We start from the raw sequence: 26,286 nt of genomic DNA on the forward strand, positions 1-26,286 counted from the left end.
CCCGCTTGATATTTAATATCATCAAGCCGCTTGCTTCATCTAATTGAGAGGAACGAACGACTAATTCACCACTACTCTGGGCTCACGGCCGCAGGATCTTCAGATCTTTTGAACAGTATTGCAATTGCTGAAATGAGACCCAGAACCGAGACAATAGAGACAAACAATCCAGGCGCTGCACTATTCCCTGTGATTCTGGTCAATAACGAAGTCAGAAGTGGCGTAAATCCTCCTAGCAGCGCCGCTGCAATGTTGTAGGAGATAGCCAGGCCACTAAATCTCAGTCTGGTGGGAAACAACTCGGACGCGAGTACCCCGAAGGTGCCAGAGATCAACGAGCAGGCGGTCGCAGCCAGACAGAACGCGACATACGGATCTATCGCTTTAGAAGCGATTGACGTATAGAGCGGATAGCTACCCAGAGCAATCAACGCCGCGCCTGCAATATAAATCGTCGTCTTTCGGATGATATCGCTTAGATATCCTACCAGGACAATCGCGACAGACATGATGGCAACGGAGAACATCACAAGCGAGCTTGCGGCTTGTGCAGAATAGGACGCCACCTGAGTCAGATAGGGAACCATAGCCACGTTGAGCACTGCGATGAGTGCCTGATTCAGGCCTACGATACCGATTCCCATCAGAATCTGCGGAAGGTGTGCCTGAACGACTTCGAGCGCAGGTACCTTGGCCCGCTTTTTCTCCTTAACGGACAGAAAAAGCTCCGTCTCGCGCAAGCTCCTCCTCATCAATGCGCCAATGGCGCCGAGCACGCCACCGATCAGGAACGCTATTCTCCAGCCTATCGACAACATATCGGGCTCGGTCAACGTCGCATGGAGCACAATGCTGACGATCGCGGCAACCAGACTTCCTGTATTCACGCATGCGAACATGAGGCCGCACGCGAGCCCACTTTTCCCTGGCGCAGTCTCAACGACGTAAGCGATGGCACCGGGTAGCTCCCCCCCAATACATGCACCTTGCAGAAAACGCAGGACCACGAATGCGGCACTCGCCGATGCCCCAACAATTGCATAGGTGGGCATAAAAGCCATTCCGGCGGTAGTGACCGTCATCGTCACCAGCGAAAGCTGAAACGCCGAGCGACGACCGAACTTGTCTCCGATATGGCTCAGGACCAACCCGCCCAGCGGTCGAGCCATGTAACCCACAGCAAATGTGGCGAAGGTTGCAATCATTGAGACGACGACGCTGCCGGAAGGAAAGAAAGACCTGGCGATATACGGCGCAAAAATGCCGTACACGATGAAGTCATAGAACTCCAGTCCTCCGCCGACGCTAGCGATGAAGATTGTGCGCCATTCGACGGACTTTCCCGACGTGTGCTGTGAGCTGCTCGAAATATCTGGCATATTTGCCGCGTTGCCCAGATTCATGGTGTCCCTCCTCTTCATTGCCTGTCACTCGGTACGTCTCTGCGATTCAGTCGGGACAAATCTGATTCATCCTTGCGCAAGCGGACAGAACGGCTTCCCGTCGATTAGCCTTGCGCTGGGTGCTTGCGACTTCAAGCCGCTCGACTACGTCCACGGGTGCGGTTTCTGGTGTGCCGGCGTCAAACGGCGGCTCCGGGTCGTATTCCAGGAGCAGTTGAATGCCCTCCGCCACCTGTTTGCCCGCGAGCTCGCCCACGACCTTTAATGCCATGTCGATGCCGGCTGTGACGCCTCCGGAAGTAAACATTCGTCCGTCTATCGTCATGCGGTTGCGACTAGGCGTCGCACCGAAATGGGTCAGCAGATCCACCGCCTGCCAATGACAACTCGCCCGGCGTCCGTTGAGACATCCTGCTGCGCCAAGAAGCAGGGAGCCCGTACAGATTCCAAAAACATATTGAGCATGCTTCGCCTGGTTCCGGACAAATTCCACGACGACAGGGTTCAGCATGGCGTCGTCAACGCCCGGCCCTCCCGGCACGACAAGCAAGTCGTACAGGGGCGCGTCGGAAAACCGGACGGTCGGTACGAGTCGAAATCCACGGCCGCACGGCACAGGATCCGTGGTTTCGCTAACGAGATCGACCGACCAACCCGCAACGGCGCTCAAAACCTCGAGAGGCCCCGTCAAATCCAACTGGGTAATGCCTGGGAACATCACCATTCCCACACGAAAGCCCGCGTTCGTCATACCATCATTCCTTGCCGTTAAATGTGTTGAAACGATTCTAGGAGGAGGAGAGTGGCAAAAAACTCAAATCGCCCCCCTTTCCTGCCAAACGAGCCACGCCTTGTGGCTTTTGTCGTGTACGACGAGTACCAGCCACTGGACATCGCAGGGCCTATGCAGGTCTTCGCCCTGGCAAACCGGGAAATGTCCTCGCCCGCCTACACGCTCATAACGGTTTCAGAGGTGCCTGGCAGGGTTCGCGCCAGCGCCGGACCTGATATCGTCGTCGACGCGGATCTAAAAACATTGGATCAGGCAGACACGATCGTCGTCCCTGGCGGCACCGGTGTGGAAAGAGCTTGTGCAAGTCGCACACTCACGAGTTCGATCTCAGGTAGCCAGGCAACGGCGCGACGGCTTTGCTCCGTATGTACGGGGGCATTCCTGCTGGCGGCCGCGGGTGTTCTTGACGACAGACGGGCAACGACGCACTGGGAGAAATGCGACGCACTGCGCTCCAGGTATCCGAAGATCCGTGTGGAGGAGTCGCCGATCTTCGTGAACGACGGCAACGTCTGGACATCGGCGGGTGTAACCGCCGGTATCGACATGGCCCTTGCGTTGGTGGAAGAGGACCATGGTTACCGCGTGGCGGCATCTGTGGCCAAGAAGCTCGTTGTTTATTTGCGGCGCCCCGGCGGACAGGCCCAATTCAGCGAGACACTTGTCATGCAGGAAAAGGCCGGAGCAGCTGAATTTTCCCCCCTGATGGCCAAGGTATCGGCCGCGCTTCACAAAACGTGGAGTGTCGAGGAACTTGCCTCAGCGGCCGGTCAGACATCGAGAACGTTCCAGCGACGCTTCAGGCTGGCTATGGGGTGCTCACCTTTCGTCGCTGTCCAGGAACTGCGGCTATCGAGAGCTCGAATCATGTTGGAGACAACCACAAGCGGAACTGCGATTATCGCGGACCGCTGCGGCTTCGCCTCGGAGGAGCAAATGCGCAGAGCCTTTCAACGCAAGTTCGGCCTGCCACCCTCCGCGTTCCGCAGCTTTTTCGGAAAGCATGGCTGAATTGCGTCATCGGGAAGGTCGACGGTTCTCCTCAAGAGGTGATACAAAACTTTTCCCCGCCTCGGTATTGCTCTACGCGGCAGTCCCGCGAAGCGTACTGAGGGCGAGAAAAATCAGTCTATTTCAGCCTCACCATGGCTTGGCCAACGGCGCTTCGAAACTGAGCGGGTACCATGCCACGCCAAAGATCGGTGTCGACATAAAAGGCGTCACGGATCTGCTTCTTGACGGCGACGAAGTCCATCTCGCTGGTTGGGTAAAGATGGAGTCGATGGTCACCTCGCAAAGCATCGACAAACTCTTCGAGGGCGACGGTACCGAACTCGAGTGCGATCACGGTCGTCTCCGTATGGAGGCACGCTTCGTATACGAGTCCCGAAATTGTCCCCGTGACGACGGCGGACACAGAGTCGCCGGCAAACGGTGCAGCGACATCGATGCCCCACCAAGATCTGGCGCGTGCCAACTCTATTGGGTCGGGCCGGCCTACAGACAGTTTCTCGCCATGACCTGACGGTCCCCGCCGACAATTCACGGCACAGGATCAGTTCAATCCGCTCGCGCTGCGCGAAGGCAATAAACGCAACGGATTCCCGACATCGCCATGCTCGTTTTTCAGCTCTGTCTGTGCCAGGCGGCGATCTTCCGTTGGCGGCAAGCCAAAAAAATCCTTATAGCTTTGACTGAAATGGGCCAGAGAATGAAATCCGCTCGCAATCGATATATCTGAAATATTCATATTTGATTGAACAATCCGCTCTCGCGCGCGGCGTAGCCTGATGGCAATATAGCATCTTTTAATCCCGCCTCCTGAATTTCTCCCAAAAATGCGCTGTAGCTGTCTGGTTGAAATTCCGATCCGTCGCGATAGCTCCTCACATGAAAGTGGTTCTTCTACGTTATTTTCCATTATTTCAATGGCAGATCGCAGAATATCCTGGTGAAAACCGTATCCATCGATTTTCGGAGTCGGCTTCAAAGATTCCCCGCCTCTTATCGACTCAATAACGAGAAATTCCAATATATTTTTCTTTAAATCACTTCCAATTTCCCCATCAATTAAATGCAACATCATGTCCAAAGACGCGGTGCCACCGATACACGTAATTCTGTCCCGATCAACGACAAAAATCCGTTTCTCAAATTTCACTCTATGAAACATCTCCTTCTGCATTGTTAGATACTCCCAATGAATCGTGCACGAGTACCCATCAAGGAGCCCCGCTTTAGCCAGAACGAATGAACCTGTGCACATCCCTCCAAGGAGAACTCCTGAGGCTGCAAATTTCCTCACGAGTGACAGACACGAAGCAAGTCTTAACCGATGTACATCGTTTCCAGCACATATAAACAAGATATCCGGTAATGGAGCATCTTGAATCACCTTTGTTTGAAATGAAATTCCATTGCTTGATTCAATTGCTCCGCCGCCTTCTGAATAGAGTGTCCACTTGAACAGATCCTTCCGTCCGAGCTGATTTGCCAATCGCAATACTTCTATCGCATTTACGAGCGGATTCATCGTAAAATTCGGGATCAGTAAAAATGAGAAATTCCTCACTCCACTAATCATTTTTTTGAATTTATCATGCGATTTCATTGGGCCACAAATTTCTTCCATTTTCCGCCCCTCGGAGAACGGTCGCCCGGTTAAATTCAACGCGATTTAGAATGAAAAATTTCAATAAAACAAAAATTTTTTTCATATCAAGGCGATGACATAAGTCCTTTTCATTCTCCGGTTTGGATGCATGGGCCGGTTCGAATCTGTCACACAGTTATTGGTCTTTAGCCGCCGCCAACGAGATGGCTTCAATTTTCAGATGACGTACGGCTAGCGTTGGCCGCGCCGCGGTCCGATTTTCGACGAGTTATGCTGAGCTAGTCTTCCTGTCGACCGCAGCGGGTTTGCTCACATTTGTGGATGAGGGAGATCAGGGTGGAAACTGCTTTGTCGCAGGAGTTCCTGCACCTCGCCTTCGCTCACGATACCTTCGTCAACGAGTACCTTTAACAACGTCTTTCCCGATGCCACTGCTTGACGTACTAGAGATGACGTCCGCGCATATCCTATTTTTTCTTTGACTACAGGTGCTATCGCCATCGAGTCAGCGAGATGTCGCATGCTCAACTCATGATCGGCCTTGAGCGGGCGCACCACGTGGGTATCAAACAGAAATACCGCTCGCTCCACGAGCCTCAGTGCCTTGAATAAACATGTCGCGATCAATGGCTTGTAGTTGTTATTTTCCAATTGTCCACCGGCGCATGCGAGCATCACGCTGTGCTCAGCGCCGGATATCATGAAGGCCGCCTGCGTTAGTCCTATCGCATGCACCGGGTTTATCTTGCCAGGCATCATTGACGACCCGGCTTGATGCGGCGCCAAAGCGAGTTCTGCAATGCCGCCACGCGGTCCCGAACTGAGAAGTAAGATATCGTTGGCAATCTTCGAGAGTGAAAGGGCCACTGTTTTTATCGTGGCAGCGAGTGTGGCGAAACCGTCCATGTTCTGCACGGCGTCGAATAGATCGTCGACCTGCGTGAGTTGCATACCGGCAAGTTCCGATAACTCAGCGGTGACCGCCTCACGATAACCACAATAGCTGCCAAGCCCTGTACCGACCGCCGTCGCTCCCAGACATATTGCGCGCAGAGCCGGCAACTGCGCGACCAGCGCGGAGGCACTGCGCTCAGCTAGCGATGCGTAACCACCGAACGCCTGATCCAACCGCATTGGCAGAGCATCCTGCAAGCAGGTTCGCCCGAGACGTAAGACTCCCCCGAATTCGCTTTGCTTGTCGCGTAGCGATAGCGCAAGCTGCCTGACCACGTTCCCGACAGTCTGAGTCTCCTCGTGTAACGCAAGTTTCATTGCACTAAGAAGTGCATCACTCGTCGATTGGCCAAGATTCACGTGGTCAATGGGATGCAAAAAACGGTATTCGCCAGGTGCATGTCCCATTAACTGCAGAGCCCTATTTGCGATCACCTCGTTGATGTTCATGTTGATGGACGTACCGCAAGCCCCTTCGAGCGGATCGACGATCAGGGCTTCTGTGTGGTGCCCCTGAACGAGTTCCAGACAGGCCGCGCTGATACATTCACCCTGCTCCCGGGTGAGCTTGCCGTGACGCACGTGCACTCGCGCAATCGCGCGCTTCGTTCGCGCCAGCCAACCAACGAGGCGCGGGTACTGGGCCAGAACTTCATCGGAATACTGGAAATTCTGCTTTGCACGTAGTGTATTAATGCCGTAAAGCGCGTCGGCGGGCAATTCGCAATCGCCGAGCGAGTCACTTTCAGTTCGGTACCCTTTCATAGCTCTCTTCATCATGTATGGTTACCCAACCAACGATTCATGCCGCGTCTCGGGTGCCAGGAACGCGCAAGTTACGCCGCCCACCACCAGGACTGCAATGCAAAGAAGCACCGCTGTCGGGCCACCGTACGCTGTAACGATCGTGGGGAGTGCAAATGTGGCAGATGCGGAGCCAAGCCGGCTCGCAGCGACGGCGAAGCCCAGTCCAGTCGCCCGCACGTTCGTCGGAAATAATTCTTGCGGATAGAGAAATACCAGATTATTAGTTCCACTTAGTACACAGGCGAATATGGCAAACAACGCAACGATGAGTGTGTCGGGAAGACTGTTGCCAAGCGACAGTGCGGCAAGCGAAGATGCTGCGAGAAAAAAACCCGTCAAGAGAAACGTTCGCCTGCCGACACGATCCACCAGTAACGTGCCGCCGATTGCTCCGATCAGAAGAAACAGGTTGTATATCAAGCCAGCAATGAACTTGTTTGCGATATGCATTGAATCAAAAACCATGGGCGAAAACGTGCCTAACGAAAAATATGGAATCACAAGGCACATATAGGAGAAACAGGCGACAAAAAGTCGGACTCGCCACTTTTTGGAGAACAGACTTGCGACACCTGCCATCCCGGAGGGTACGGCCGATGGTCCGATCGGACTGAGGATTACGTTGACTCCAATGCGGGTCCGGACGATCGCCTGCGCTTCCGTGAGACGACCTTTGCGCTGAAGCCACAGGGGGGATTCCGGTACACGCACACGAAAGAGGAAAGCCACCGCCGATGGAATTGCACTCGACAACAGCATCAGCCGCCAAACATCCACACCGTGGTCTTTCAATACGTAACCGACGATATACGCACCTGTGTAGCCCAAGGTCCACGCTATAGCGAGCCAACTTAACAGGCGTCCGCGCATACGACGTGGGGAATACTCGATCAACATCGCCTTGCTTACCACATAGTCGAATCCGAGTATTACTCCAAGCAAAAGACGTAGGACTAGTAGTTGTCCGGGATTCGTCACCCAGTACTGTGCTAACGAAATAATCGAAAACAGCGCCATATCGTAGTTGAATACAGCGCGGCGCCCAGCGCGATCGACGAGCGGACCAGCTACCAGGCTGCCCACAAATAGGCCAGCCAAGGACGCCGCTCCCAGAAGCCCCAGCCAGTATGCGTTGAGGTGCAACTGCGGAGCCGCGACGGCCAGTGCAATACCAATAATACCCAGGATGAAACCATCGCTGAATTGACCGCCAGTGCCAGCCAGCGTGACTAGCAAGTGAAACTGCGTTAGTGGTGCATCCTCAAGATTGACCTGTTCACGCGATTCTGCCGTGGGGCCTATCGCAGTCGCGTCGGTGTATGGGATCATGCTGACTGTCTCCTGTCTAATATGTGTTGTCGTCTGACAGCAACCATTCTAGGAGGCAGGGCGGCTCTATATTTCGCAAAAACACTACAATAAAGAATTCTTATAACCGTTATGAAAGCATCCGATAGGCCTCAATCCGAAGCTTCATCGGGACGGCGATTTCGCTGACTCCACCCTGCGTCACCAGTGCTGCAAGGACCAATATGATTCAGCTTTCGGACCGGCCGATTGATCTCTACCAGATCGACATCTTCTTAACGGTCGCGGCGACCGGTAGCATGTCGAGCGCCGCAACTGTGCTCGGGGTTAGCCAACCAGCGGTGTCACACGCGCTGGCACAACTTGAGCAATCACTTGGACTCGTACTGGTGGACCGGTCGCGGCGTCCACTAATGCTAACGTCGGCCGGCTTTTATATCGCGAATAATGCGGGCCCGGTGATTGCCATGGCGCGTCAGTTGAAAGCGCAGGCCATAGAGGCTTCAAAGCATGAAAGTGTCTATGTTCGGATAGGCGTGATTGATTCAGTGGCCAACGCGATCGGACCGGAGTTAATCCGGTGGCTGCTGGAACGGACCAGCGGACTGTCAGTTCAAATCGGTATGGCGGTTGATCAGGAAGATGCGCTTGCGAACCGTGACGTAGACCTCATTATCTCCACCAATCCATTGGTAGATCGAAAAGAATTCAGCCATCACTTTTTGTATCGAGAGAACTTCGTAGCAATCATGTGCCGCGCTAATCGTTGTAGCACACCTGCAACACTGCAATCGCTCGCGGCGTCACAGGCATTCATTCGGTATCGGCATGTTTCCACTCTGGGTATTCGTGTCGAGCGCATCCTGCGGTACAACGCTGTCGACCCTCCAAGAAAACTTGAGGTCGATCATGCCGAGACGCTAACGCTGTTGGTTTCGCAAGGGCTAGGTTGGGCGATTACGACGCCGACCTGTTTGCTTCAAACAGGAGAGCGATTCATTGATGCGATTGACCTGGTTCCAATTGATCGAGGCAACTCAATGCGATCTATTTTTCTTGTAACGCGCAATGGTGAATTTTCAACGCTCGCAGACGGGCTTGCAAATAAGGCCCGAGAGGCCCTAACGAGTTTGCTTGCGAATTTTCCGCGATTACGAACATATGCCCCGGAAGGCTCCATCGAATTCACCGAGTCGTCAATGGAGTAGATCTCAGTGAAGGTCTGGTGCGCCAGATTCAAACCGGATCTCATCGTACTTGGCAAGAAATGCCGTTGGCGGTCAATAAATGTTCCGCCCAACCACTTCCCGACAACGGATCGCCCGCGGCGAAATGGTCCAGATGTACCCGAGAATGATGAACATGAAAAAGACCAGCTCGCCCATCTCTATGGCCTGGCAGTTTAGCGCGCATGCGTGGTTAATGAGCGCGCGCTGTTGCCGCTGCTGCCGCCGACGACCTGCCGATTCGAAAGAATCCGAAGACGAAGGTGCGTCCTGTCTCGGATCGATGACGGGCGGTCGCGCGGCGCCAACTGGTCACTTCGCCTACGCACTCGGTGAGCCGCTCGCTTGCCACAGCTGCGCTCTACCGCCCAGCGACGCTGGCAACAATACGAAGCTCTTTTTGTTTCGGCTAAATTGGCCGCCTACTGGCGAAGACGGGGAGAGTCGAACAACCACAGGTTGCGAAATCAGCCTGTACTATGCGCTGCGCGGAGATAGGCGATTCCTTGCTCATGGCCAACGGCGAGCAATGAGGTCGACTTGCCTTATCCGTGATCGGTAGCGCCGTCGCTAACACGCCTTTGCCCTCTCCGTAATGCAAAAAGAAGGTAAAGATGGTGGGGTAAAAAGTGGGGGTAAAAATTGAGGCAAAGAAAAACGGCTTACAGACAATCGTCTGTAAGCCGTTGATTTTTTGGTCGGGGCGAGAGGATTTGAACCTCCGACCACCTGCACCCCATGCAGGTACGCTACCAGGCTGCGCTACGCCCCGAACAGAAGAAAATTATAACAGACACTTGATTCGATTAGAACTGCCCCGCACGAACAAAGCAAGGAAGAACCGTCCGAACTAGTGGCCTAGCAGATCGATCACGTTCTGCAGTTCCTTGCGCAACTGCTCGACATCGACCACTGCCGTCACCGTAGTTGATGAAGCCACCTGCGCTACCGCCCCCTCGCCCTCGGCAGTCGCCGCGCCCTCTTCATCCTGCGGTGCATGACCGCCATGCGCATCGAGCCGGTTGCGCGCCCCGTTGATCGTGAACCCCTGCTCGTACAGCAACTCGCGGATCCGACGGATCAGCAGCACTTCATGATGCTGGTAATAGCGGCGATTGCCGCGCCGCTTGACCGGCTTCAACTGGGTGAATTCCTGCTCCCAGTAACGCAGCACATGAGGCTTCACGCCACATAGTTCGCTGACCTCACCAATCGTGAAGTAGCGCTTCGCCGGAATCGGAGGCAAGACGACTTTTTCGATCGTCGCGGTCATCTTCGGTCAGCCGTGATGGGTTGCGCGGAAAGCGCGCCAGGCGATCAGCGCGCGAAGCTCGCCTCGGCGCCGTTCTCCACCAGCGCTTTCAGCTTTTGACTTGCATGAAACGTCACAACGCGGCGCGCGGCGATCGGAATCGCCTCGCCCGTCTTCGGGTTTCTGCCGGGACGCTGGGGCTTGTCGCGCAACTGGAAGTTGCCGAACCCGGACAGCTTTACGCTGTCGCCGCTCTCGAGTGCATCGCGAATCACCTCGAAGAACGCTTCGACCATGTCCTTGGCTTCCCGCTTGTTGAGCCCGACATTGTCGAACAGCAACTCGGCAAGTTCCGCCTTGGTCAGTGTCGGCGTTTCAGCGGAAACGGCGGCGGGTGATGTCGGAATATCTCGAATCATGGCGCTACGCTGCGCCGTAAGAAGGGCTTCGAAATCACTCGAGTTCATTTCATTCATATCTATCAAATGGCGCGCCAAACATAAAACAATGGATGCGGAAACAGCCGTGCAATTGTTGCGGGTTATCCGCGCAACCGTGCGCCATATACTCGAGCAAGACGTTCCACCAGAGTTTGAATGGCCAGATCGACCGTTTCATCCTGAAGGGTTCCGCCAGTATCTTGCAAGGTCACCCGGAACGCAAGGCTTTTCTCGTGCGCGGCCAGACCACCGGAAGTATTTGATTTTGGACGGAATTCGTCGAAAAGTGCAACCTTCTGGACAGCCTTGCAGGCCGGTTCGGACTGGGCCTTCTGAAGCTCGTCGAGCAGCGCCTGAACCTCGATTTTCTGATCGACGACCACCGCAATATCACGTCGAACCGGCGGGAATTTTGAAACTTCCGACGGAATCGGCAATATCCGCTGCATTAATGCTTCCGCTTCGATTTCAAACAGAATCGGCGCATGCGGCAAATCATATTTTTGCATCCAGCGCGGATGCAATTCGCCGACCCAACCCACCGCGCGGCCATTCAATTCGATACGCGCGCTGCGTCCCGGATGCAGCGCCGGATGCTCGGCCTTCACGAAACGCGCAACCGCGGGTGCGACCAGCGCTTCGAGATCGCCCTTCACATCGAAAAAGTCGACCGCGCGTGCCGGCGTGCCCCACTGCTCTTCGAGCGCGGCACCATAGGCAAGCGCGCCGATCATCTTCGGCTGCGCAAAGCCTTCGACGGTCAGCTCGCCGGCCTTGATCGACGGATCGTGCAGGAACACGCGACCGGCTTCGAACACGCGCACGCGGTCCGCGGCGCGACGGTTCAGGTTCGTGCGCAATACGTGGATCAGGCTGCCGAACAGCGTCGTGCGCATCACCGACAACTGGCTCGCGATCGGATTGAGCAGACGCACCGGATTGCTATTGCCCGCGAAGTCCTGCTCCCATTCGGCGTCGACGAAACTGAAGTTCACCGTTTCCGCGTAATCGCGCGCGGCAAGCGCGTGGCGGATCACATGGATCGAGCGCTGCGTCTCGTGGGTCGCACGCATTTCGCTCGTCGCGACCGGCGGGTGAGCCGGAATCTTTTCGAAGCCGTAGATGCGCGCGACTTCCTCGATCAGGTCCTCTTCGATCTCGATATCGAAGCGGTACGACGGCGGCATCACCGAGAACGTATCGCCGTCGCGTTCGAACGAGAGGCCGAGGCGCGTGAAAATCTGCGCGATGTCCTCTGCGCCGATCGCCACGCCGATGATGCGGTTCGCGCGCGCGACACGCATCTTCACGGGTTCGCGCTTCGGCACGTTGACGGTCTGGTCATCCACCGGACCCGCTTCGCCGCCGCAGATGTCGAGGATCAGTTGCGTGATGCGCTCGATATGCTCGACGGTCATCGCGTAGTCGACGCCGCGCTCGAAGCGATGGCCCGCATCGGTCGAGAAGTTGTACTTGCGCGAGCGGCCGCGAATGCTATCGGGCCACCAGAACGCGGCTTCGAGATAGATGTTGGTGGTGTCGAGCGTGACCGCGGTGCTGTCGCCGCCCATGATGCCCGCGAGGCTTTCGATATGCTGCTCGTCGGCAATCACGCCGACCGTTTCGTCGAGTTCGACCGTGTTGCCGTTCAGCAGCTTCAGCGTTTCGCCCTTGCGGCCCCAGCGCACGTCCATGCCGCCGTGAATCTTGTCGAGATCGAACACGTGCGACGGCCGCCCCAGTTCGAGCATCACGTAGTTCGAGATATCGACGAGCGCGGAGATGCTGCGCTGGCCCGAGCGTTCGAGACGCTCGACCATCCATTGCGGCGACTTCGCGCGCGCATTGACGCCGCGGATCACACGGCCCGAGAAACGGCCGCACAGATCGGGCGCCGAGATTTTCACGGGCAGCGTTTCGCTAAGCTTGATCGGAGCCGGCTTGATGTCGAGCGGGCGCAGCGGTGCGCCGGTAATCGCCGACGTTTCGCGCGCGACGCCGAAGACCGACAGGCAGTCGGCCTTGTTCGGCGTGAGCTTGATTTCGAAAACGGTGTCGTCGAGATTGAGCGTCTCGCGGATGTCCTGGCCGATCGGCGTATCTTCCGGCAGGATCATGAGGCCGCTATGATCTTCCGAGAGCTTCAGCTCGCGCGCCGAGCACAGCATGCCCTGGCTTTCCACGCCGCGCAGCTTCGACAGCTTGATCGCAAACGGCGCGCCGCCCTCTTCGACCGGCGGCAGTTGTGCGCCCACCAGCGCGACCGGCACCTTGATGCCCGGCGCAACATTCGGCGCGCCGCACACGATGTTCAGCGTCGCGCCGGTGCCGGCGTTGACCTGACACACGTTGAGCTTGTCCGCATCCGGGTGCTTGACCACTTCCAGCACCTGGCCGACGACGATCTTCGAGGTCGGCGGCGCGGCCGGCCGCAGGTCTTCGACTTCGAGACCCGCCATCGTCAACGCGTGCGACAGCTCGTCGGTGGTCAGTTGCGGATCGACAAAAGTTCTGAGCCAGGATTCCGGAAATTGCATGGTTCTGTGTACGTTCTGATCAGGTTAGGTCCACGTCCGGCAGATGCTTCGTGCAACTCGGCGGTCGTGCGCCGGTTCGGCAGGCACTGCCGGAGACGCTCGCGGCGCGCACCGGGTGCGCTGCCGCGTTCTATGCGTTGTCGCGCTCGCGCGCGCCGGTTCATGCGAATTGACGCAGGAAACGCAGGTCGTTTTCGAAGAACAGGCGCAGGTCCTGCACACCGTAACGCAGCATCGTGAGACGCTCGAGGCCGCTGCCGAAAGCAAAGCCGATGTAGCGCTCCGGGTCGAGCCCCATGTTGCGGATCACGGTCGGGTGAACCTGGCCCGAGCCCGAAATTTCGAGCCACTTGCCGGCGTTCTTGCCCGTTTCGAACAGCATATCGATCTCGGCCGACGGTTCGGTGAACGGGAAATACGACGGACGGAAGCGCACGAGAATGTCGTCGCGCTCGAAGAATTTCTTCAGGAAATCGGTGTAGACGCCCTTCAGGTCCGCGAAGCTGATGTTCTCGTCGATCCACAGGCCTTCGACCTGGTTGAACATCGGCGAATGCGTCGCGTCGCTGTCCACTCGATACGTGCGGCCCGGCACGATCACCTTGATCGGCGGCGTGTTGGTGCGTGCGTAACGCACCTGCATCGGGCTCGTATGCGTGCGCAGCAGCAGCTGGCGACCGTCGGCGTCCTTGCCGTCGACGTAGAAGGTGTCCTGCATCGAACGCGCCGGATGGTTTTCCGGGCTGTTCAGCGAGGTGAAGTTGTACCAGTCGGTTTCGATCTCGGGGCCGTCGGCCACATCGAATCCGATCGTACGGAAAATCTGTTCAACGCGCTCCCAGGTGCGCATCACCGGGTGCAGGCTACCCGCGCCGGCACCGCGGCCCGGCAGCGTGACGTCGATCGCTTCGGCGGCGAGGCGCTGGTTCAGCAGCGCCTCGGCAAGCGCCTGACGGCGTGCCGTCAGCGCGGCTTCGACCTGTTGCTTGACGAGGTTGATCCGTGCGCCTTCGGTCTTGCGCGTTTCGGGATCGAGTTTGCCAAGCCCTTTCAACAGCTCGGTCAACGCACCCGACTTACCGAGAAAGCGCGCTTTCTCGTTTTCGAGGGTGGTGACATCGGAGGCTTCTGCGAAGGCTTTTTGCGCGTCGGCGACAATCTGGTCCAGATCCATTGATCCCATCATTTCAACGTCAGTGTTCTATCGAAACAAAACTGGTTCTACCAACAAAAACGGGGCTCGGTGAGGAGCCCCGTTTTTGTTGCAGCGTCACCGGGACTACCGGATGTTCGCTGCAACGAACCACGCAGTTTTAATTGCCAGAAGCGCAATCAGGCTGCAACGGCGGCTTTCACCTGCTGAACGATCGCAGCAAAAGCAGCCTTGTCGAACACAGCCATGTCGGCCAGCACCTTGCGGTCCAGTTCGATCGACGCCTTCTTCAGGCCGTTGATGAACACGCTGTACGTCATGTCGTGCTGACGCACCGCCGCGTTGATACGCGTGATCCACAGTGCGCGGAACACACGCTTCTTGTTGCGACGATCGCGGTAGGCGTACTGGCCTGCACGCATGACCGCCTGCTTGGCGATGCGATAGACGTTATTGCGACGGCCGCGGTAACCCTTGGCCAGCTTGATGATCTTCTTGTGACGGGCCCGTGCGGTAACCCCACGTTTTACTCGAGGCATGTTTCGCTCCTATGAGTGTCGGTTAAGGGTTAAGCGAACGGCAGCATTGCGCGAACGGAGTTCAGATTGGAATCATGAACTGCCGTGGAGCCGCGCAGATGGCGTTTGTTCTTGGTGGTCTTCTTGGTAAGAATGTGACGCTTGAAGGCCTGACCGCGCTTGACGGTACCGCCCGGACGCACCACGAAACGCTTTGCAGCGCTCTTCTTGGTCTTCATCTTCGGCATGACAACTCCATTATTAGATGGATATGGGTGTGCGGTCGGCCAGTTGGCCATTTCCCGCCCTTCGAAACCCATTCCACTTGGTATGCAAACCGCCGATACCGCCAGCGGCCGCTTTTCGGGAACCATCGCACACTACTTGCATGTGCGCCGTTCCGAAACCTTCCGATACCGTGACAGACACCCGGCACGGCACCTTGCAAATTTTTGCCACCGAAGCGCGCACCACATGGTGCGCCGCCGCTCCGGCCAACTGCCTTGCGCTTACTTCTTTTTCTTCGGCGCGAGCACCATGATCATCTGGCGCCCTTCCATTTTCGGCATCTGCTCGACCTGACCGACTTCGTCGAGGTCGGTGCGCAGGCGTTCGAGCATGCGCATGCCGATTTCCTGGTGAGCCATTTCGCGGCCACGGAAACGCAACGTGATTTTCGTCTTGTCGCCGTCTTCGAGGAAGCGAACAAGGTTGCGCAGCTTGACGTTGTAGTCACCGTCGTCGGTACCCGGGCGGAATTTGACTTCCTTGACCTGGATCACCTTCTGCTTGAGCTTGGCCTCGTGTTGCTTCTTCGCTTCCTGGTACTTGAACTTGCCGTAGTCCATCAAACGGCAAACCGGCGGAACCGCTTGCGGCGCGATTTCAACCAGATCCACGTCCTGCTGCTCCGACATACGGAACGCATCAGCGAGTTTCACGATGCCGAGCGGTTCGTTCTCGACCCCGACCAGTCGCACCTCGGGTGCTGTAATTTCACCGTTGATGCGGTGCGCAGACTTATCAGTAGCGATGTTACGTTTCCTCTAAAAATTAAAAAAAACGAGCCGGGCTGCCAAGTGGCTCAATTGAACGACTGCACGCCCTGGCGCAGACGCTCAATGAAGGTATCGACAGGCATCACACCCAGATCGACACCGCCACGGGCACGCACGGCTACCGTTTGTGCTTCACGCTCTTTGTCGCCGACCACGAGCAGGTACGGGACCTTTTCCAGCGTGTGCTCGCGTATTTTATAGCTAATCTTCTCGTTGCGCAAATCAGCCTCAACTCTAACCCCTTGTTTTTGCAACGATTGGGCTAGAGACTGCGCATATTCGGCCTGACTTTCCGCGATATTCATGACGACGACCTGCATCGGCGCGAGCCACGCGGGCATTGCACCAGCATGGTGCTCGATCAGAATCCCGAGGAAACGTTCCATTGATCCGACGATTGCCCTGTGCAGCATGATCGGGCGGCGGCGGCTGTTGTCCTCGGCGACATATTCGGCGCCAAGACGCTCCGGCAACACCATGTCGAGCTGCAACGTGCCGCACTGCCACGAGCGGCCAAGCGCGTCCTTGATGTGATATTCGACCTTCGGGCCGTAGAACGCGCCCTCGCCCGGCAGCTCTTCCCAGGTCACGCCGCAGGCCGTCAGCGCCTCGCGCAAACCCTGCTCCGCGCGATCCCAGGTTTCGTCGGTGCCGGCGCGCGCGTCGGGGCGCAACGAAAGCTTGATCTCGACATTGTCGAAGCCGAAGTCACGATAGACGCTCATCGCCAGCGTGTTGAACGCGATCGATTCGCTGATGAACTGGTCTTCGGTACAGAAAATATGCGCGTCGTCCTGCACGAAGCCGCGCACGCGCATCAGGCCATGCAGCGCGCCCGACGACTCGTTGCGATGGCACGAACCGAACTCCGCATAACGCAGCGGCAGATCGCGATACGAGCGCAAACCGTGATTGAACACCTGCACGTGACCGGGGCAGTTCATCGGCTTGATCGCGTAGTCGCGCTTTTCCGATTCCGTCGTGAACATGTTTTCACGATAGTTCTGCCAGTGACCCGACGCCTCCCACAGCGAGCGGTCCATGATCATCGGCGTCTTGATTTCGAGGTAGCCCGCGTCGTTCACGCGACGGCGCATGTACTGCTCGACCTGCTGCCACAGCGTCCAGCCGCGCGGATGCCAGAACACCATGCCCGGCGACTCGTCCTGCATGTGGAACAGGTCGAGCTGCTTGCCGAGCTTGCGGTGGTCGCGCTTCTCGGCTTCTTCGAGCATGTGCAGATACGCTTCCTGATCTTCCTTCTTCGTCCAGGCCGTACCGTAAATGCGCTGCAGTTGCTCGTTCTTCGAGTCGCCGCGCCAGTACGCACCCGCGACCTTCATCAGCTTGAAGACCTTCAGCTTGCCCGTGGACGGCACGTGCGGGCCACGGCACAGGTCCGTGAAGCCGCCGTGCGAGTACAGCTTGATTTCGTCGCTGGCGGGAATCGCCTCGATGAGCTCGGCCTTGTATTTTTCGCCGATGCTCTTGAAATACTCGACCGCCTCGTCGCGCGACACCACGCGGCGCGACACCGGCTCGTCCTTCTTCGCGAGCTCCTGCATGCGCTTCTCGATCTTGTCGAGATCTTCCGGCGTGAAGGGACGGTTGTAGGAAAAGTCGTAATAGAAGCCGTTGTCGATGACCGGCCCGATCGTGACCTGCGCTTCCGGGTACAGATCCTTCACCGCGTACGCAAGCAGGTGCGCCGTCGAGTGGCGGATGATATCAAGACCGTCTGCGTCCTTTTCGGTGACGATGGCAAGCGCCACGTCGCGATCGATCAGCGCGGACGTGTCGACGAGCTCGCCGTCGATTTTTCCGCCGAGCGCGGCTTTCGCGAGGCCGGGGCCGATCGAGGCGGCCACTTCGGCGACGGTCACCGGATGCTCGTACTGTCGAACAGAACCGTCAGGCAAACGTATCGAAACCATTGCGTTCTCCGTGGTGCCGACCGGCGCGGCACATACAAGCAGGTCAAAAAAGAAAAAGACAAAAAAAATGCGGCCCCGCTTTCGAGGGGCCGCATTCACACTTCTTGCAAACTACATTGGCGAAAGTGGTCCTCGACTAGCGTCGCTCCGAAGTAGTTTCGGTCAACGTTCGCGGTGCCATAACCGTTTCGCCCTCAGCCGTATCCGGCCTTTTTGCGCCAAGGCGCTTACTGCAGTTTGCGAAACCCCGGCCAAGCCGGAATTTCTTTTTCGTTGGTAGGCTCGATTGGACTCGAACCAACGACCCCCACCATGTCAAGGTGGTGCTCTAACCAGCTGAGCTACGAGCCTGAAGAAACGAGAGTATATGGGGTCCAGAAAAACTTGGCAAGTACTTTTATGCGGAGACTTTAAATTTCACGTTGAGGTCGCGAGCAGTATTTCCGTTCATCGAACGGACGCGCGAGCGCTTGCCCTGCAAACCCTCGCAACGCATCACGCGCCTCAGTTCTTGCGCGACGCCCGCACCACGCCCGTCACTTCGCCGAGCAGCGTGCACGCGCGCTGAATCTGCGCGGAACTCGACACCTCGACGGTAAATTGCATGAACGCGGCGTTGCGGCGCGATTGCGTCTTCACGCCGATCACGTTCATCTTTTCCCGCGCAAACACTTCGGAAATGTCGCGCAGCAGTCCTTGCCGATCCGTCGCTTCGATGCTGAGATCGACCGGATAGACCGAGTGGCCGCGCCCGCTCATCACATCCGCCGACCATGCCGTTTGCAGCACGCGCTCCGGCGCGCGCTCGGCCATACGGCGGAACGTCGCGCAGTCGCTGCGGTGTACCGACATGCCCTTGCCGCGCGTGACAAAGCCGCTGATATCGTCGGGCGGCGCCGGCCGGCAGCAACGCGCGAGCTGCGTGAGCAACGCGTCGACGCCGACCACGAGCACGCCAGTGGACGCGCCGCGCGCGACGCTCGCACCGCTGCTGCGCTTCTCGAATTTCTCCGGTGCATCGACCTCGGGCGCGGGCGGCGGCGCATCGTGCAGCGCCTGCTCGACGAGCCGCAGGCTGAACTCTTCCTTGCCGACCACGGAGAACAGATCGTCGGTGGTCTTGAAGCCGAGCCGAGCCGCCAGCTGATCGAGATTGACCGAGGTCTTGCCCTCGCGCTGCAAGGTCTTTTCGACCATCGCGCGCCCGTTCGCGATGTGCTCCTGCAAATCGACCGCGTTGAACCACGCGCGCACTTTCTGCCGCGCGCGCGAACTCTGCAGATAGCCGAGCTGCGGGTTGAGCCAGTCGCGCGACGGACCACCCTCCTTCACCGCGACGATCTCGACCGTCTGCCCGTTCTGCAATGCCGTGTTGAGCGGCACCATCGCGCCGTCGACGCGTGCGCCGCGGCAGCGATGCCCGAGCTCGCTGTGCAGGTGATACGCGAAGTCGAGCGGCGTCGCGCCGTGCGGCAACGGGATCACGCGCGCCTGCGGCGTCAATACGTAGATATGGTCGTCATCGAGCGTGGCCTGACGCAGTTGCTCCCACGGCTGCGCCGCGCGCTCCGCGCCATGCTCGCCCTCGGACACTTCGTCCTTCCACGCAAGCAGTTGGCGCAACCATGCGATCTTCTCGTCATACTTCTCGTTCGCTGCGAAGGTGCCGCCGTAACCGCGCGCGCCCGCTTCCTTGTAGCGCCAGTGCGCGGCCACGCCATATTCGGCGAAGCGATGCATTTCCTGCGTGCGGATCTGCACTTCGAACGCGCGGCCGTCGTCGCCGATCACGACCGTGTGCAGCGACTTGTAGCCGTTCGGCTTCGGCCGCGAGATGTAGTCGTCGAACTCTCTCGGCACCGGCTGCCACAGGTTGTGCACGATACCGAGCACGGTGTAGCAGTCCTTGATATCCGGCACGATCACACGGAATGCGCGCACATCGTAAAGCTCGGCGAAATCGAGTTCCTTGCCGCGCATCTTGCGCCAGATGCTGTAGATATGCTTCGGCCGGCCACTCACTTCGGCATGAATATGCGCGGCGGCCAGCTCCTGCTGCAATCGTTCGATCGCCTGCGCGACATAGCTCTCGCGCTCGACACGCTTCTCGTCGAGCAGCTTCGCGATGCGCTTGTACGTGGCCGGCTCTTCGAAGCGGAACGCAAGATCTTCGAGTTCCCACTTCAGTTGCCAGATGCCGAGACGGTTCGCGAGCGGCGCGTAGATATCGAGCGTCTCGCGCGCCACGTCGGGCGACGGCGTGACTTTTGCCGCCGCGTAATAGCGCAGCGACTGCAGGCGCGAGGCGAGCCGAATCAGCACCACGCGGATGTCCTGTGCGAACGCGAGCAGCATCTTGCGCAGCGCCTCGACCTGGGCACGGCGCGCGGCCTGCGCATCGCGCCCGGCTTCGGGCATCGCATTCTGCGCCGCGCGCAGGCTGACCGTGCCGAGACGCAGCAGCTTGCGCACGTCGCCGACCAGTTGCGCGACTTCCTCGCCGAAGTTGTCGGCGATCACGCGCTCGGGATCGCGCAGATGCGGCGTCAGCGCAAACAGCGCCGCGGCCAGCACGGCCGGCGGATCGACGTTGAGCGTGCGCATGATCGACGCCGTGCCCGCCGCGTGATCCGCGAGCAGTTCGCCCGACGACAGCCGCACCTCGCCCGCATGCTCGCGTACGAACGCCATCGCTTCGTCGAAGGACGGATGGGGATGTGGCGCGTTCGTAACGGTTTCGGTATTCATGGTGCGACGGCCCGCCGGGCCAGACGAATCAACGGGATTGCAACAACGGTACTGCGTAACGGGCATGCAGCGTTGGGCGTGGCCTAGCCGTGCTGCGCCGCGACCACGACGATTTCGACGAGGCACTTCGGGTTCGCGAGCTTCGCCTCGACGGTGGCGCGCGGCGGCGTGTCGCCCTGCGCGACCCACTCGTCCCACACTGCGTTCATGCCGGCGAAGTGCACCATGTCCGAGATGTAGATCTGCACCGACAACAGTTGCGACTTGTCGCTGTTCACCTCAGCCAGCAGACGGTCGATGTGGCCGAGTACCTCGCGCGTCTGACCCGTGATGTCCTGATCCGTGTCTTCGGCGATCTGCCCCGCGAGATACACGGTGCCGTTATGCAGGGCGATTTCGGAAAGACGCTTGCCGACGTGATGACGAATGACTGCCATAAAAAATCCTGAACGGGTAGGTTGGTCGAAATGCATTCCGCGCGACACTGGCCACGAACGGTCCATGCCACGCGGAGCCTAATATTATGACGCGTTCGCGCCGTCACCGATGAAGAACCGCCGCGCGATCGCGATCTGGTCTGCCGCGAGAAATGCCGGCGCGTGTCCGACGCCGGGAATCTCCACGCTCGATACGGCGGGGCCGCTCGCCACCATCTTCGCGACGGTTTCACGTGAGAGCAGATCGGACTGCTCGCCACGCACCACGAGCACCGGTCCCTGGAACGCTGCGAGCGAATGCCAGAGCGCGGCCTCGCCGAGCTTCGCGGCGTCTTCGGTCACCGCCGCAAACGGCTGCGCGATGCGCGGGTCGTAGCGCAGCACCCACGCACCGTCCTGTTCGCGCAAAAGCGGCGTATTGATTTCGCGCCATTCGTCCGGCGTGAGCGGACCGAAGCTTTGCGCAAGTTCAGCGGCGTAATCGATACCTTGCTGCAGCGTTTCGAAACGCACCGGTTTGCCGAGGTAGTCGCCGATACGCTTCACGGCCGCCGGTTCGAGGTGCGGCCCGACGTCGTTCAGCAGCATCTTGCGGATCGGCGTTGCGGGCAGACCGGCGAGCCCCATGCCGATCAAACCGCCCATCGACGTGCCGAACCAGTCGACGCTCTCGACGTCGAGCCGCGCGATCAGCGTGACCATGTCGGCGACGAACTGCGGCACTCCGTATAAGTTGGGGTTCGCGAGCCACGACGACAAGCCCCGACCGACCACGTCCGGGCAGACGACGCGATAGGTCTCGGCGAAGTCGGCGGCGAGGCGGTCGAAATCGCGCCCCGATCGCGTAAGTCCATGCACGCACACCAGCACGCGCGGATTGTCCGGGTCACCCCATTCGGTATAGGCGACGCGATGCAGCCCGGCGGCGCTCGCGCACTGCACGTAACGTTGACGCGGCTCGGGCCGCCCGGCGGTGGAAGCGGAAGTCGTTGCGGTCATCTGAGGTCCTTGCAAAGGCGCGGCTGATGGGTCTTGAACACGGGATCCTGAACGCGGGATCTTGAACACAGCTCGCTACGGTAGCGATATGACTGACATCACAACGAAAATCATCATGTGCTCGATCTGCCGACGATTGTAAACCGCTTCGCCGCGCGACAAGGATTAGCCGGAAGGCGTAGGACGGCATGCAAGATTCGAATGCACAAAAACAGAACGGGCGAGACTCGCGTCTCGCCCGCCCCAAAAACCGCCTATCACCGCCCCGCCTGTCTCAAGCGAAGCGGCAATGTCACCACAAGCTCAGCTCACCGCGCTCACGTCGAGCGACGCGCCGGTCTTCGCCTTGATCTCGTCGACCGTCACGCCCGGCGCCAGTTCGATCACCTTCAGGCCGGCATCGGTCACTTCGATCACGCCGAGGTCGGTAATGATCTCGTCGACCACACCCACGCCCGTCAGCGGCAACGTGCACTCTTCGAGAATCTTGTGCTGGTCGCCCTTCGCGACATGCTCCATCAGCACGACCACGCGCTTGACGCCCGCGACCAGGTCCATCGCGCCGCCCATGCCCTTGATCATCTTGCCCGGGATCATCCAGTTCGCGAGATCGCCCTTCTTGCTGATCTGCATCGCGCCGAGAATCGCCAGATTGATGTGGCCGCCGCGAATCATCGCGAACGAGTCGGCCGACGAGAAAATCGACGAACCCGGCAACGTGGTCACGGTCTGCTTGCCCGCGTTGATGAGATCCGCGTCGACTTCTTCCTCGGTCGGCGACGGGCCGATGCCGAGCAGGCCGTTCTCCGACTGCAGCCACACTTCGACGCCCGGCGGCACGTGGTTCGCGACCAGCGTCGGCAGACCGATGCCGAGGTTCACGTAGAAGCCGTCCTGCAATTCCTGCGCCGCGCGCGCGGCCATTTCGTCACGAGTCCATGCCATGATCAGTCTCCTTTCGCGCGGACGATACGTTGTTCGATGCGTTTTTCCGGATGCGCATTCAGCACGATGCGCTGCACGAAGATGCCCGGCGTATGGATCGCGTCCGGATCGAACTCGCCCACCTCGACGATCTCCTCGACTTCCGCGACGGTGATGCGGCCCGCCATCGCGCACATCGGATTGAAGTTGCGCGCGGTGCGACGGTAGATCAGGTTGCCCGACTTGTCGGCCTTCCATGCCTTGACGAGCGCGACGTCGGCGGTCAGCGAATGTTCGAGCACGTACTGCCTGTCGCCGAACTGGCGGGTTTCCTTGCCCTCGGCGATCAGCGTGCCGTAGCCCGTGTTCGTGAAAAACGCCGGGATGCCCGAACCGCCCGCGCGCAGCTTTTCGGCGAGCGTGCCCTGCGGCGTGAATTCGAGTTCGAGTTCGCCGGCCAGGTACTGGCGCTCGAACTCCTTGTTCTCGCCGACGTACGACGAGATCATCTTCCTGATCTGGCGCGTTTCGAGCAGCAGGCCGAGGCCGAAACCGTCGACGCCCGCGTTGTTGCTGATGCAGGTGATGTCCCGCACCTTCGAATCGCGCAATGCCGCGATCAGCGCCTCGGGAATGCCGCACAGCCCGAAGCCGCCGACGGCGAACGTCTGCCCGTCCTTGACGATGTCTTTCAGCGCCTCGGCGGCGCCCGGATAGACCTTGTTCATCAGTTTGTCCCTTCCTCTATGGAAACCCGAAACCGGAGCGCCGGCCGCCCGATCGTTGCGGCTCGCATCGCTGACGGCGAATCTGGCATCGCCATGATGCCGCTACCTCATTCTAGCCATCCGCGGCGACCCGTGCGCCGGGCCCGACCGGTATGCATCGCGCCGCGCCGTTATTTGCCCGAAAGAGTACGCTGGCCCCGCCATACGGCACAATACGCAAAAATACATAAGTACTTGCCGCCCGCCCATGCCCGCCCTCGATTACCGCGCCGCGTTTCACCTTGCCCCGATCGGACTCGTGCTGTCGCGCGAAAGGATTATCGACGACTGCAATGACGAACTCGCGTCGATTTTCGGCTACGCGCGCGAGGCGCTGATCGGCCAGTCGTTCCAGGTGCTGTATCCGTCGGCCGATGAATTCGAGCGCATAGGCGCGCGCATTCCGCCGATCATGACCGCCTACGGCAGCTACGCGGACGACCGCATCATGAAGCGCGCGAACGGCGAACTGTTCTGGTGCCACGTAACGGGCCGCGCGCAGCAGCGCTCCGACCCGCACGCGGCGGGCGTCTGGACGTTCGAGGATCTGAGCGCGACACGGCGCGTCGCCGTGGAACTCACGCCACGCGAGCGCGAAATCGCCGCGCAACTCGTGACCGGCAAGACCAGCAAGCAGATCGGCCGTGTGCTCGACATTAGCCCGCGCACGGTCGACGTGTACCGCGCGCGGCTCATGCGTAAATACGAAACGGGAAACGCGACCGAGCTGTTGCAGCGGCTGCTCGGGAATTGAGCGAAAGAACCGGATCGCCGCGCGTAGCGTGCGCTGTCAGGCCGCCTTCACGAGCGCCGCACGCTCGATCGCCGCACGCAGCGAATCGGGCACCGGCACCGACTTGCCCGCCGCATAGTCGATCCACACGCAGCGCGCGGCGCCGCGCGCATACAGCGTATCGGGTTCGTCGGCGCGCACGAGTTCGAACGCGGTATCGAAGCTGCTGCGCCCCGGCGTCGCCACCGACATCCGGCCGATCACGTCGCCCGGATAGTGCAACTGCTTCAGAAACTCCATCGACGCATTGACGATGACCGGCCCCTGCCCCTCGGTGCCGCCGAGAAAACCCATCTGCTCGAACCACGAAATCCGCACCTGCTCCATGTAGCGGAAGTAAACCGTGTTGTTCACGTGGCCGAACGCGTCCATGTCGCCCCAGCGAATCGGCATTGCCATTTCGAAAACTGCGTGAAAATCGCTCATTCTGTACTTCCGTTCTTCCCTGCTGTCTTGAAGCATTGAAACGTTGAAAAAAGCTCGCGCCCTGACGCGCTCAGGCGAGCCCGAAGCCGTCGTCGGCCGCGATCACCGAACCGTTGATGAACTGCGATTCGTCCGCCGCGAGCAGCAACAGCAGCCCGTCGAGATCTTCCGGCTTGCCGACGCGATGACGCGGCAGCATCGACACGAGCTTCTGCCCCTGCTCGGTCGACCAGTGGTGATGGTTGATCTCCGTGTCGATATAACCCGGGCAGATCGCGTTCACGTTGATGCCGTGCTTGCCCCATTCGAGCGCCATCGCCTTCGTCATATGGACGACCGCGGCCTTGCTCATCGAATAGAGGCCGATTTGCGGCAGCACGCGCAACCCCGCCATCGACGCGATGTTGATGATCCGGTACGACGGTTTCTGCGCATTGTTGCCGCGCATGATCATGCGCTTGGCGACTTCCTGCGCGACGAAAAACGCGCCGCGCGTGTTCGTGTCGAACACGTATTCGAAGTCGGCGGGCGTGACCTCGGAGAGCTTCTGCGTGGTCGACACGCCCGAGTTGTTGACGAGAATATCGATCGTGCCGGCCTCGGTCTCCGCATGCGCGACGGCCGCCTTGATGCTCTGGTAGTCGGTCACGTCGAGCGACACGACGTGCGCCGCGCCGCCGGACGCCTCGATCTCCGCGCGCAACTCCTTCAGACGCTCGGTACGCCGGCTCGCCAGTACGACCTTGGCGCCCGCCTGCGACAACACCTGAGCGAAGCGCTTGCCCAACCCGCTCGAGGCGCCGGTGATCAGCGCGACCTTGCCTTCCAGATTGATCGAACGGCCCATTGTCGTTCCTTGTTCGGTTGTGGTGACAACTGCGGTTGACGGGGTGCGGCCGGACCGTCGCGACGGTTCGATACCGCATCACGAAATAGAACGATCGTGCTAATCTACGTTCATCGGGTTGCAGTGCGGGGATCGATCGCCCACAATACGAACCCGAAAAAAGCATTCTAACGGTAAGAGGAGCATCAATGACCCCCGCAAGTCTCATTGAGCAGTACGGCCCGCGCGAGTCGATGGAATACGACGTGGTGATCGTCGGCGGCGGCCCGGCCGGGCTGTCGGCGGCGATCCGCCTGAAGCAGCGCGCCGCCGCGCAGGGCGTCGAGCTTGGCGTGTGCGTACTCGAAA

At 59.1% G+C, this 26,286-nt stretch carries 25 protein-coding genes, 2 tRNA genes and 1 pseudogene; 4 read left to right on the top strand and 24 right to left on the bottom strand.

The window, feature by feature from the left end:
• Positions 1 to 71 precede the first annotated feature (71 nt).
• Both G3N58_RS08755 and G3N58_RS08760 read right to left on the bottom strand, forming a co-directional pair.
• Positions 72 to 1,403 (bottom strand): MFS transporter, encoded by a 1,332-nt coding sequence (locus G3N58_RS08755; protein ID WP_205998944.1) that lies wholly within the window; start codon positions 1,401 to 1,403, stop codon positions 72 to 74.
• A gap of 46 nt (positions 1,404 to 1,449) precedes the next feature.
• A complete protein-coding gene (locus G3N58_RS08760; protein ID WP_205192971.1) occupies positions 1,450 to 2,154 on the bottom strand; it encodes a DJ-1/PfpI family protein in 705 nt (234 codons plus the stop codon).
• A gap of 102 nt (positions 2,155 to 2,256) precedes the next feature.
• Here G3N58_RS08760 and G3N58_RS08765 point away from each other — a divergent pair, with 102 nt between their 5' ends.
• Complete coding sequence (locus G3N58_RS08765; RefSeq protein ID WP_205998945.1) at positions 2,257 to 3,207, top strand: DJ-1/PfpI family protein; 951 nt, start codon at positions 2,257 to 2,259, stop codon at positions 3,205 to 3,207.
• 118 nt (positions 3,208 to 3,325) lie between these two features.
• On the opposite strand, the gene G3N58_RS08770 is transcribed toward G3N58_RS08765, so the two are convergent.
• From G3N58_RS08770 to G3N58_RS08785, 4 genes are all read right to left on the bottom strand, one after another.
• A complete protein-coding gene (locus G3N58_RS08770; protein WP_205998946.1) occupies positions 3,326 to 3,742 on the bottom strand; it encodes a DUF2817 domain-containing protein in 417 nt (138 codons plus the stop codon).
• Positions 3,743 to 3,751: 9 nt separating this feature from the next.
• The gene (locus G3N58_RS08775; protein WP_205998947.1) at positions 3,752 to 4,828 is read right to left on the bottom strand and encodes a GlxA family transcriptional regulator; all 1,077 of its coding nucleotides are present in this window, start codon (positions 4,826 to 4,828) and stop codon (positions 3,752 to 3,754) included.
• 291 nt (positions 4,829 to 5,119) lie between these two features.
• Entirely contained in the window at positions 5,120 to 6,529 is a 1,410-nt protein-coding gene (locus G3N58_RS08780) for a lyase family protein (protein WP_205998948.1), read from the bottom strand.
• 21 nt (positions 6,530 to 6,550) lie between these two features.
• Entirely contained in the window at positions 6,551 to 7,900 is a 1,350-nt protein-coding gene (locus G3N58_RS08785) for an MFS transporter (RefSeq protein ID WP_205998949.1), read from the bottom strand.
• 203 nt (positions 7,901 to 8,103) lie between these two features.
• Between G3N58_RS08785 and G3N58_RS08790 the strand changes: the two genes are divergently transcribed.
• Positions 8,104 to 9,087: a LysR family transcriptional regulator gene (locus G3N58_RS08790; RefSeq protein ID WP_167043524.1), complete on the top strand. Its 984-nt coding sequence runs from the start codon at positions 8,104 to 8,106 to the stop codon at positions 9,085 to 9,087.
• Positions 9,088 to 9,246: 159 nt separating this feature from the next.
• Here the strand turns inward: G3N58_RS08790 and G3N58_RS34100 are convergent.
• The 16 genes and pseudogenes from G3N58_RS34100 to G3N58_RS08865 form a co-directional block, all read right to left on the bottom strand.
• Positions 9,247 to 9,457, bottom strand: a pseudogene (locus G3N58_RS34100) (SET domain-containing protein-lysine N-methyltransferase); the annotation flags it as partial.
• Between the two features lie 343 nt (positions 9,458 to 9,800).
• A tRNA-Pro gene (locus tag G3N58_RS08795) sits at positions 9,801 to 9,877 on the bottom strand.
• Between the two features lie 78 nt (positions 9,878 to 9,955).
• A complete protein-coding gene (locus tag G3N58_RS08800) occupies positions 9,956 to 10,378 on the bottom strand; it encodes a MerR family transcriptional regulator (protein WP_167043539.1) in 423 nt (140 codons plus the stop codon).
• Between the two features lie 44 nt (positions 10,379 to 10,422).
• A complete protein-coding gene (locus G3N58_RS08805; RefSeq protein ID WP_205192979.1) occupies positions 10,423 to 10,833 on the bottom strand; it encodes an integration host factor subunit alpha in 411 nt (136 codons plus the stop codon).
• Positions 10,834 to 10,898: 65 nt separating this feature from the next.
• Entirely contained in the window at positions 10,899 to 13,334 is a 2,436-nt protein-coding gene (gene pheT, locus G3N58_RS08810; protein ID WP_205998950.1) for a phenylalanine--tRNA ligase subunit beta, read from the bottom strand.
• A gap of 160 nt (positions 13,335 to 13,494) precedes the next feature.
• A complete protein-coding gene (gene pheS / locus G3N58_RS08815; protein ID WP_167283278.1) occupies positions 13,495 to 14,508 on the bottom strand; it encodes a phenylalanine--tRNA ligase subunit alpha in 1,014 nt (337 codons plus the stop codon).
• Positions 14,509 to 14,666: 158 nt separating this feature from the next.
• Positions 14,667 to 15,026 (bottom strand): 50S ribosomal protein L20, encoded by a 360-nt coding sequence (gene rplT, locus G3N58_RS08820; protein ID WP_006052502.1) that lies wholly within the window; start codon positions 15,024 to 15,026, stop codon positions 14,667 to 14,669.
• A 29-nt stretch (positions 15,027 to 15,055) separates the two neighbouring features.
• Positions 15,056 to 15,253, bottom strand: a complete 198-nt coding sequence (gene rpmI / locus G3N58_RS08825; protein WP_167043545.1) for a 50S ribosomal protein L35 — start codon at positions 15,251 to 15,253, stop codon at positions 15,056 to 15,058.
• 261 nt (positions 15,254 to 15,514) lie between these two features.
• Entirely contained in the window at positions 15,515 to 16,039 is a 525-nt protein-coding gene (gene infC / locus G3N58_RS08830) for a translation initiation factor IF-3 (protein WP_075643713.1), read from the bottom strand.
• Positions 16,040 to 16,089: 50 nt separating this feature from the next.
• Positions 16,090 to 17,997 carry a threonine--tRNA ligase gene (gene thrS, locus G3N58_RS08835; RefSeq protein ID WP_167283279.1) on the bottom strand — a complete coding sequence of 636 codons (1,908 nt, stop codon included), beginning with the start codon at positions 17,995 to 17,997 and terminating at the stop codon, positions 16,090 to 16,092.
• A gap of 274 nt (positions 17,998 to 18,271) precedes the next feature.
• Positions 18,272 to 18,348, bottom strand: a tRNA-Val gene (locus G3N58_RS08840).
• Positions 18,349 to 18,501: 153 nt separating this feature from the next.
• Positions 18,502 to 20,745 (bottom strand): bifunctional (p)ppGpp synthetase/guanosine-3',5'-bis(diphosphate) 3'-pyrophosphohydrolase, encoded by a 2,244-nt coding sequence (locus G3N58_RS08845; protein ID WP_167283280.1) that lies wholly within the window; start codon positions 20,743 to 20,745, stop codon positions 18,502 to 18,504.
• Positions 20,746 to 20,828: 83 nt separating this feature from the next.
• On the bottom strand, positions 20,829 to 21,182 hold the full coding sequence (locus G3N58_RS08850) for a RidA family protein (protein WP_205998951.1): 354 nt from the start codon (positions 21,180 to 21,182) through the stop codon (positions 20,829 to 20,831).
• Positions 21,183 to 21,266: 84 nt separating this feature from the next.
• A complete protein-coding gene (locus G3N58_RS08855) occupies positions 21,267 to 22,181 on the bottom strand; it encodes an alpha/beta hydrolase (protein WP_205998952.1) in 915 nt (304 codons plus the stop codon).
• Between the two features lie 303 nt (positions 22,182 to 22,484).
• On the bottom strand, positions 22,485 to 23,126 hold the full coding sequence (locus tag G3N58_RS08860; protein ID WP_167043555.1) for a CoA transferase subunit B: 642 nt from the start codon (positions 23,124 to 23,126) through the stop codon (positions 22,485 to 22,487).
• A gap of 2 nt (positions 23,127 to 23,128) precedes the next feature.
• Positions 23,129 to 23,833, bottom strand: coding sequence for a CoA transferase subunit A (locus tag G3N58_RS08865; RefSeq protein ID WP_205988877.1), 705 nt, complete (start codon positions 23,831 to 23,833; stop codon positions 23,129 to 23,131).
• Between the two features lie 247 nt (positions 23,834 to 24,080).
• On the opposite strand from G3N58_RS08865, the gene G3N58_RS08870 reads away from it, so the two are divergent.
• Positions 24,081 to 24,626, top strand: coding sequence for a LuxR C-terminal-related transcriptional regulator (locus tag G3N58_RS08870; protein ID WP_205998953.1), 546 nt, complete (start codon positions 24,081 to 24,083; stop codon positions 24,624 to 24,626).
• Positions 24,627 to 24,662: 36 nt separating this feature from the next.
• On the opposite strand, the gene G3N58_RS08875 is transcribed toward G3N58_RS08870, so the two are convergent.
• Together G3N58_RS08875 and G3N58_RS08880 are read right to left on the bottom strand one after the other, a co-directional pair.
• Complete coding sequence (locus tag G3N58_RS08875) at positions 24,663 to 25,091, bottom strand: thioesterase family protein (RefSeq protein WP_240159026.1); 429 nt, start codon at positions 25,089 to 25,091, stop codon at positions 24,663 to 24,665.
• Positions 25,092 to 25,161: 70 nt separating this feature from the next.
• Positions 25,162 to 25,938 carry an SDR family oxidoreductase gene (locus tag G3N58_RS08880; RefSeq protein WP_167043563.1) on the bottom strand — a complete coding sequence of 259 codons (777 nt, stop codon included), beginning with the start codon at positions 25,936 to 25,938 and terminating at the stop codon, positions 25,162 to 25,164.
• A 188-nt stretch (positions 25,939 to 26,126) separates the two neighbouring features.
• Between G3N58_RS08880 and G3N58_RS08885 the strand changes: the two genes are divergently transcribed.
• The coding region (locus tag G3N58_RS08885; RefSeq protein WP_205998957.1) for an FAD-dependent oxidoreductase at positions 26,127 to 26,286 on the top strand (160 nt) is incomplete at its 3' end.

Origin of the sequence: Paraburkholderia sp. Ac-20342, assembly GCF_017104985.1 — a bacterium.
Taxonomy (GTDB): Bacteria; Pseudomonadota; Gammaproteobacteria; order Burkholderiales; family Burkholderiaceae; genus Paraburkholderia.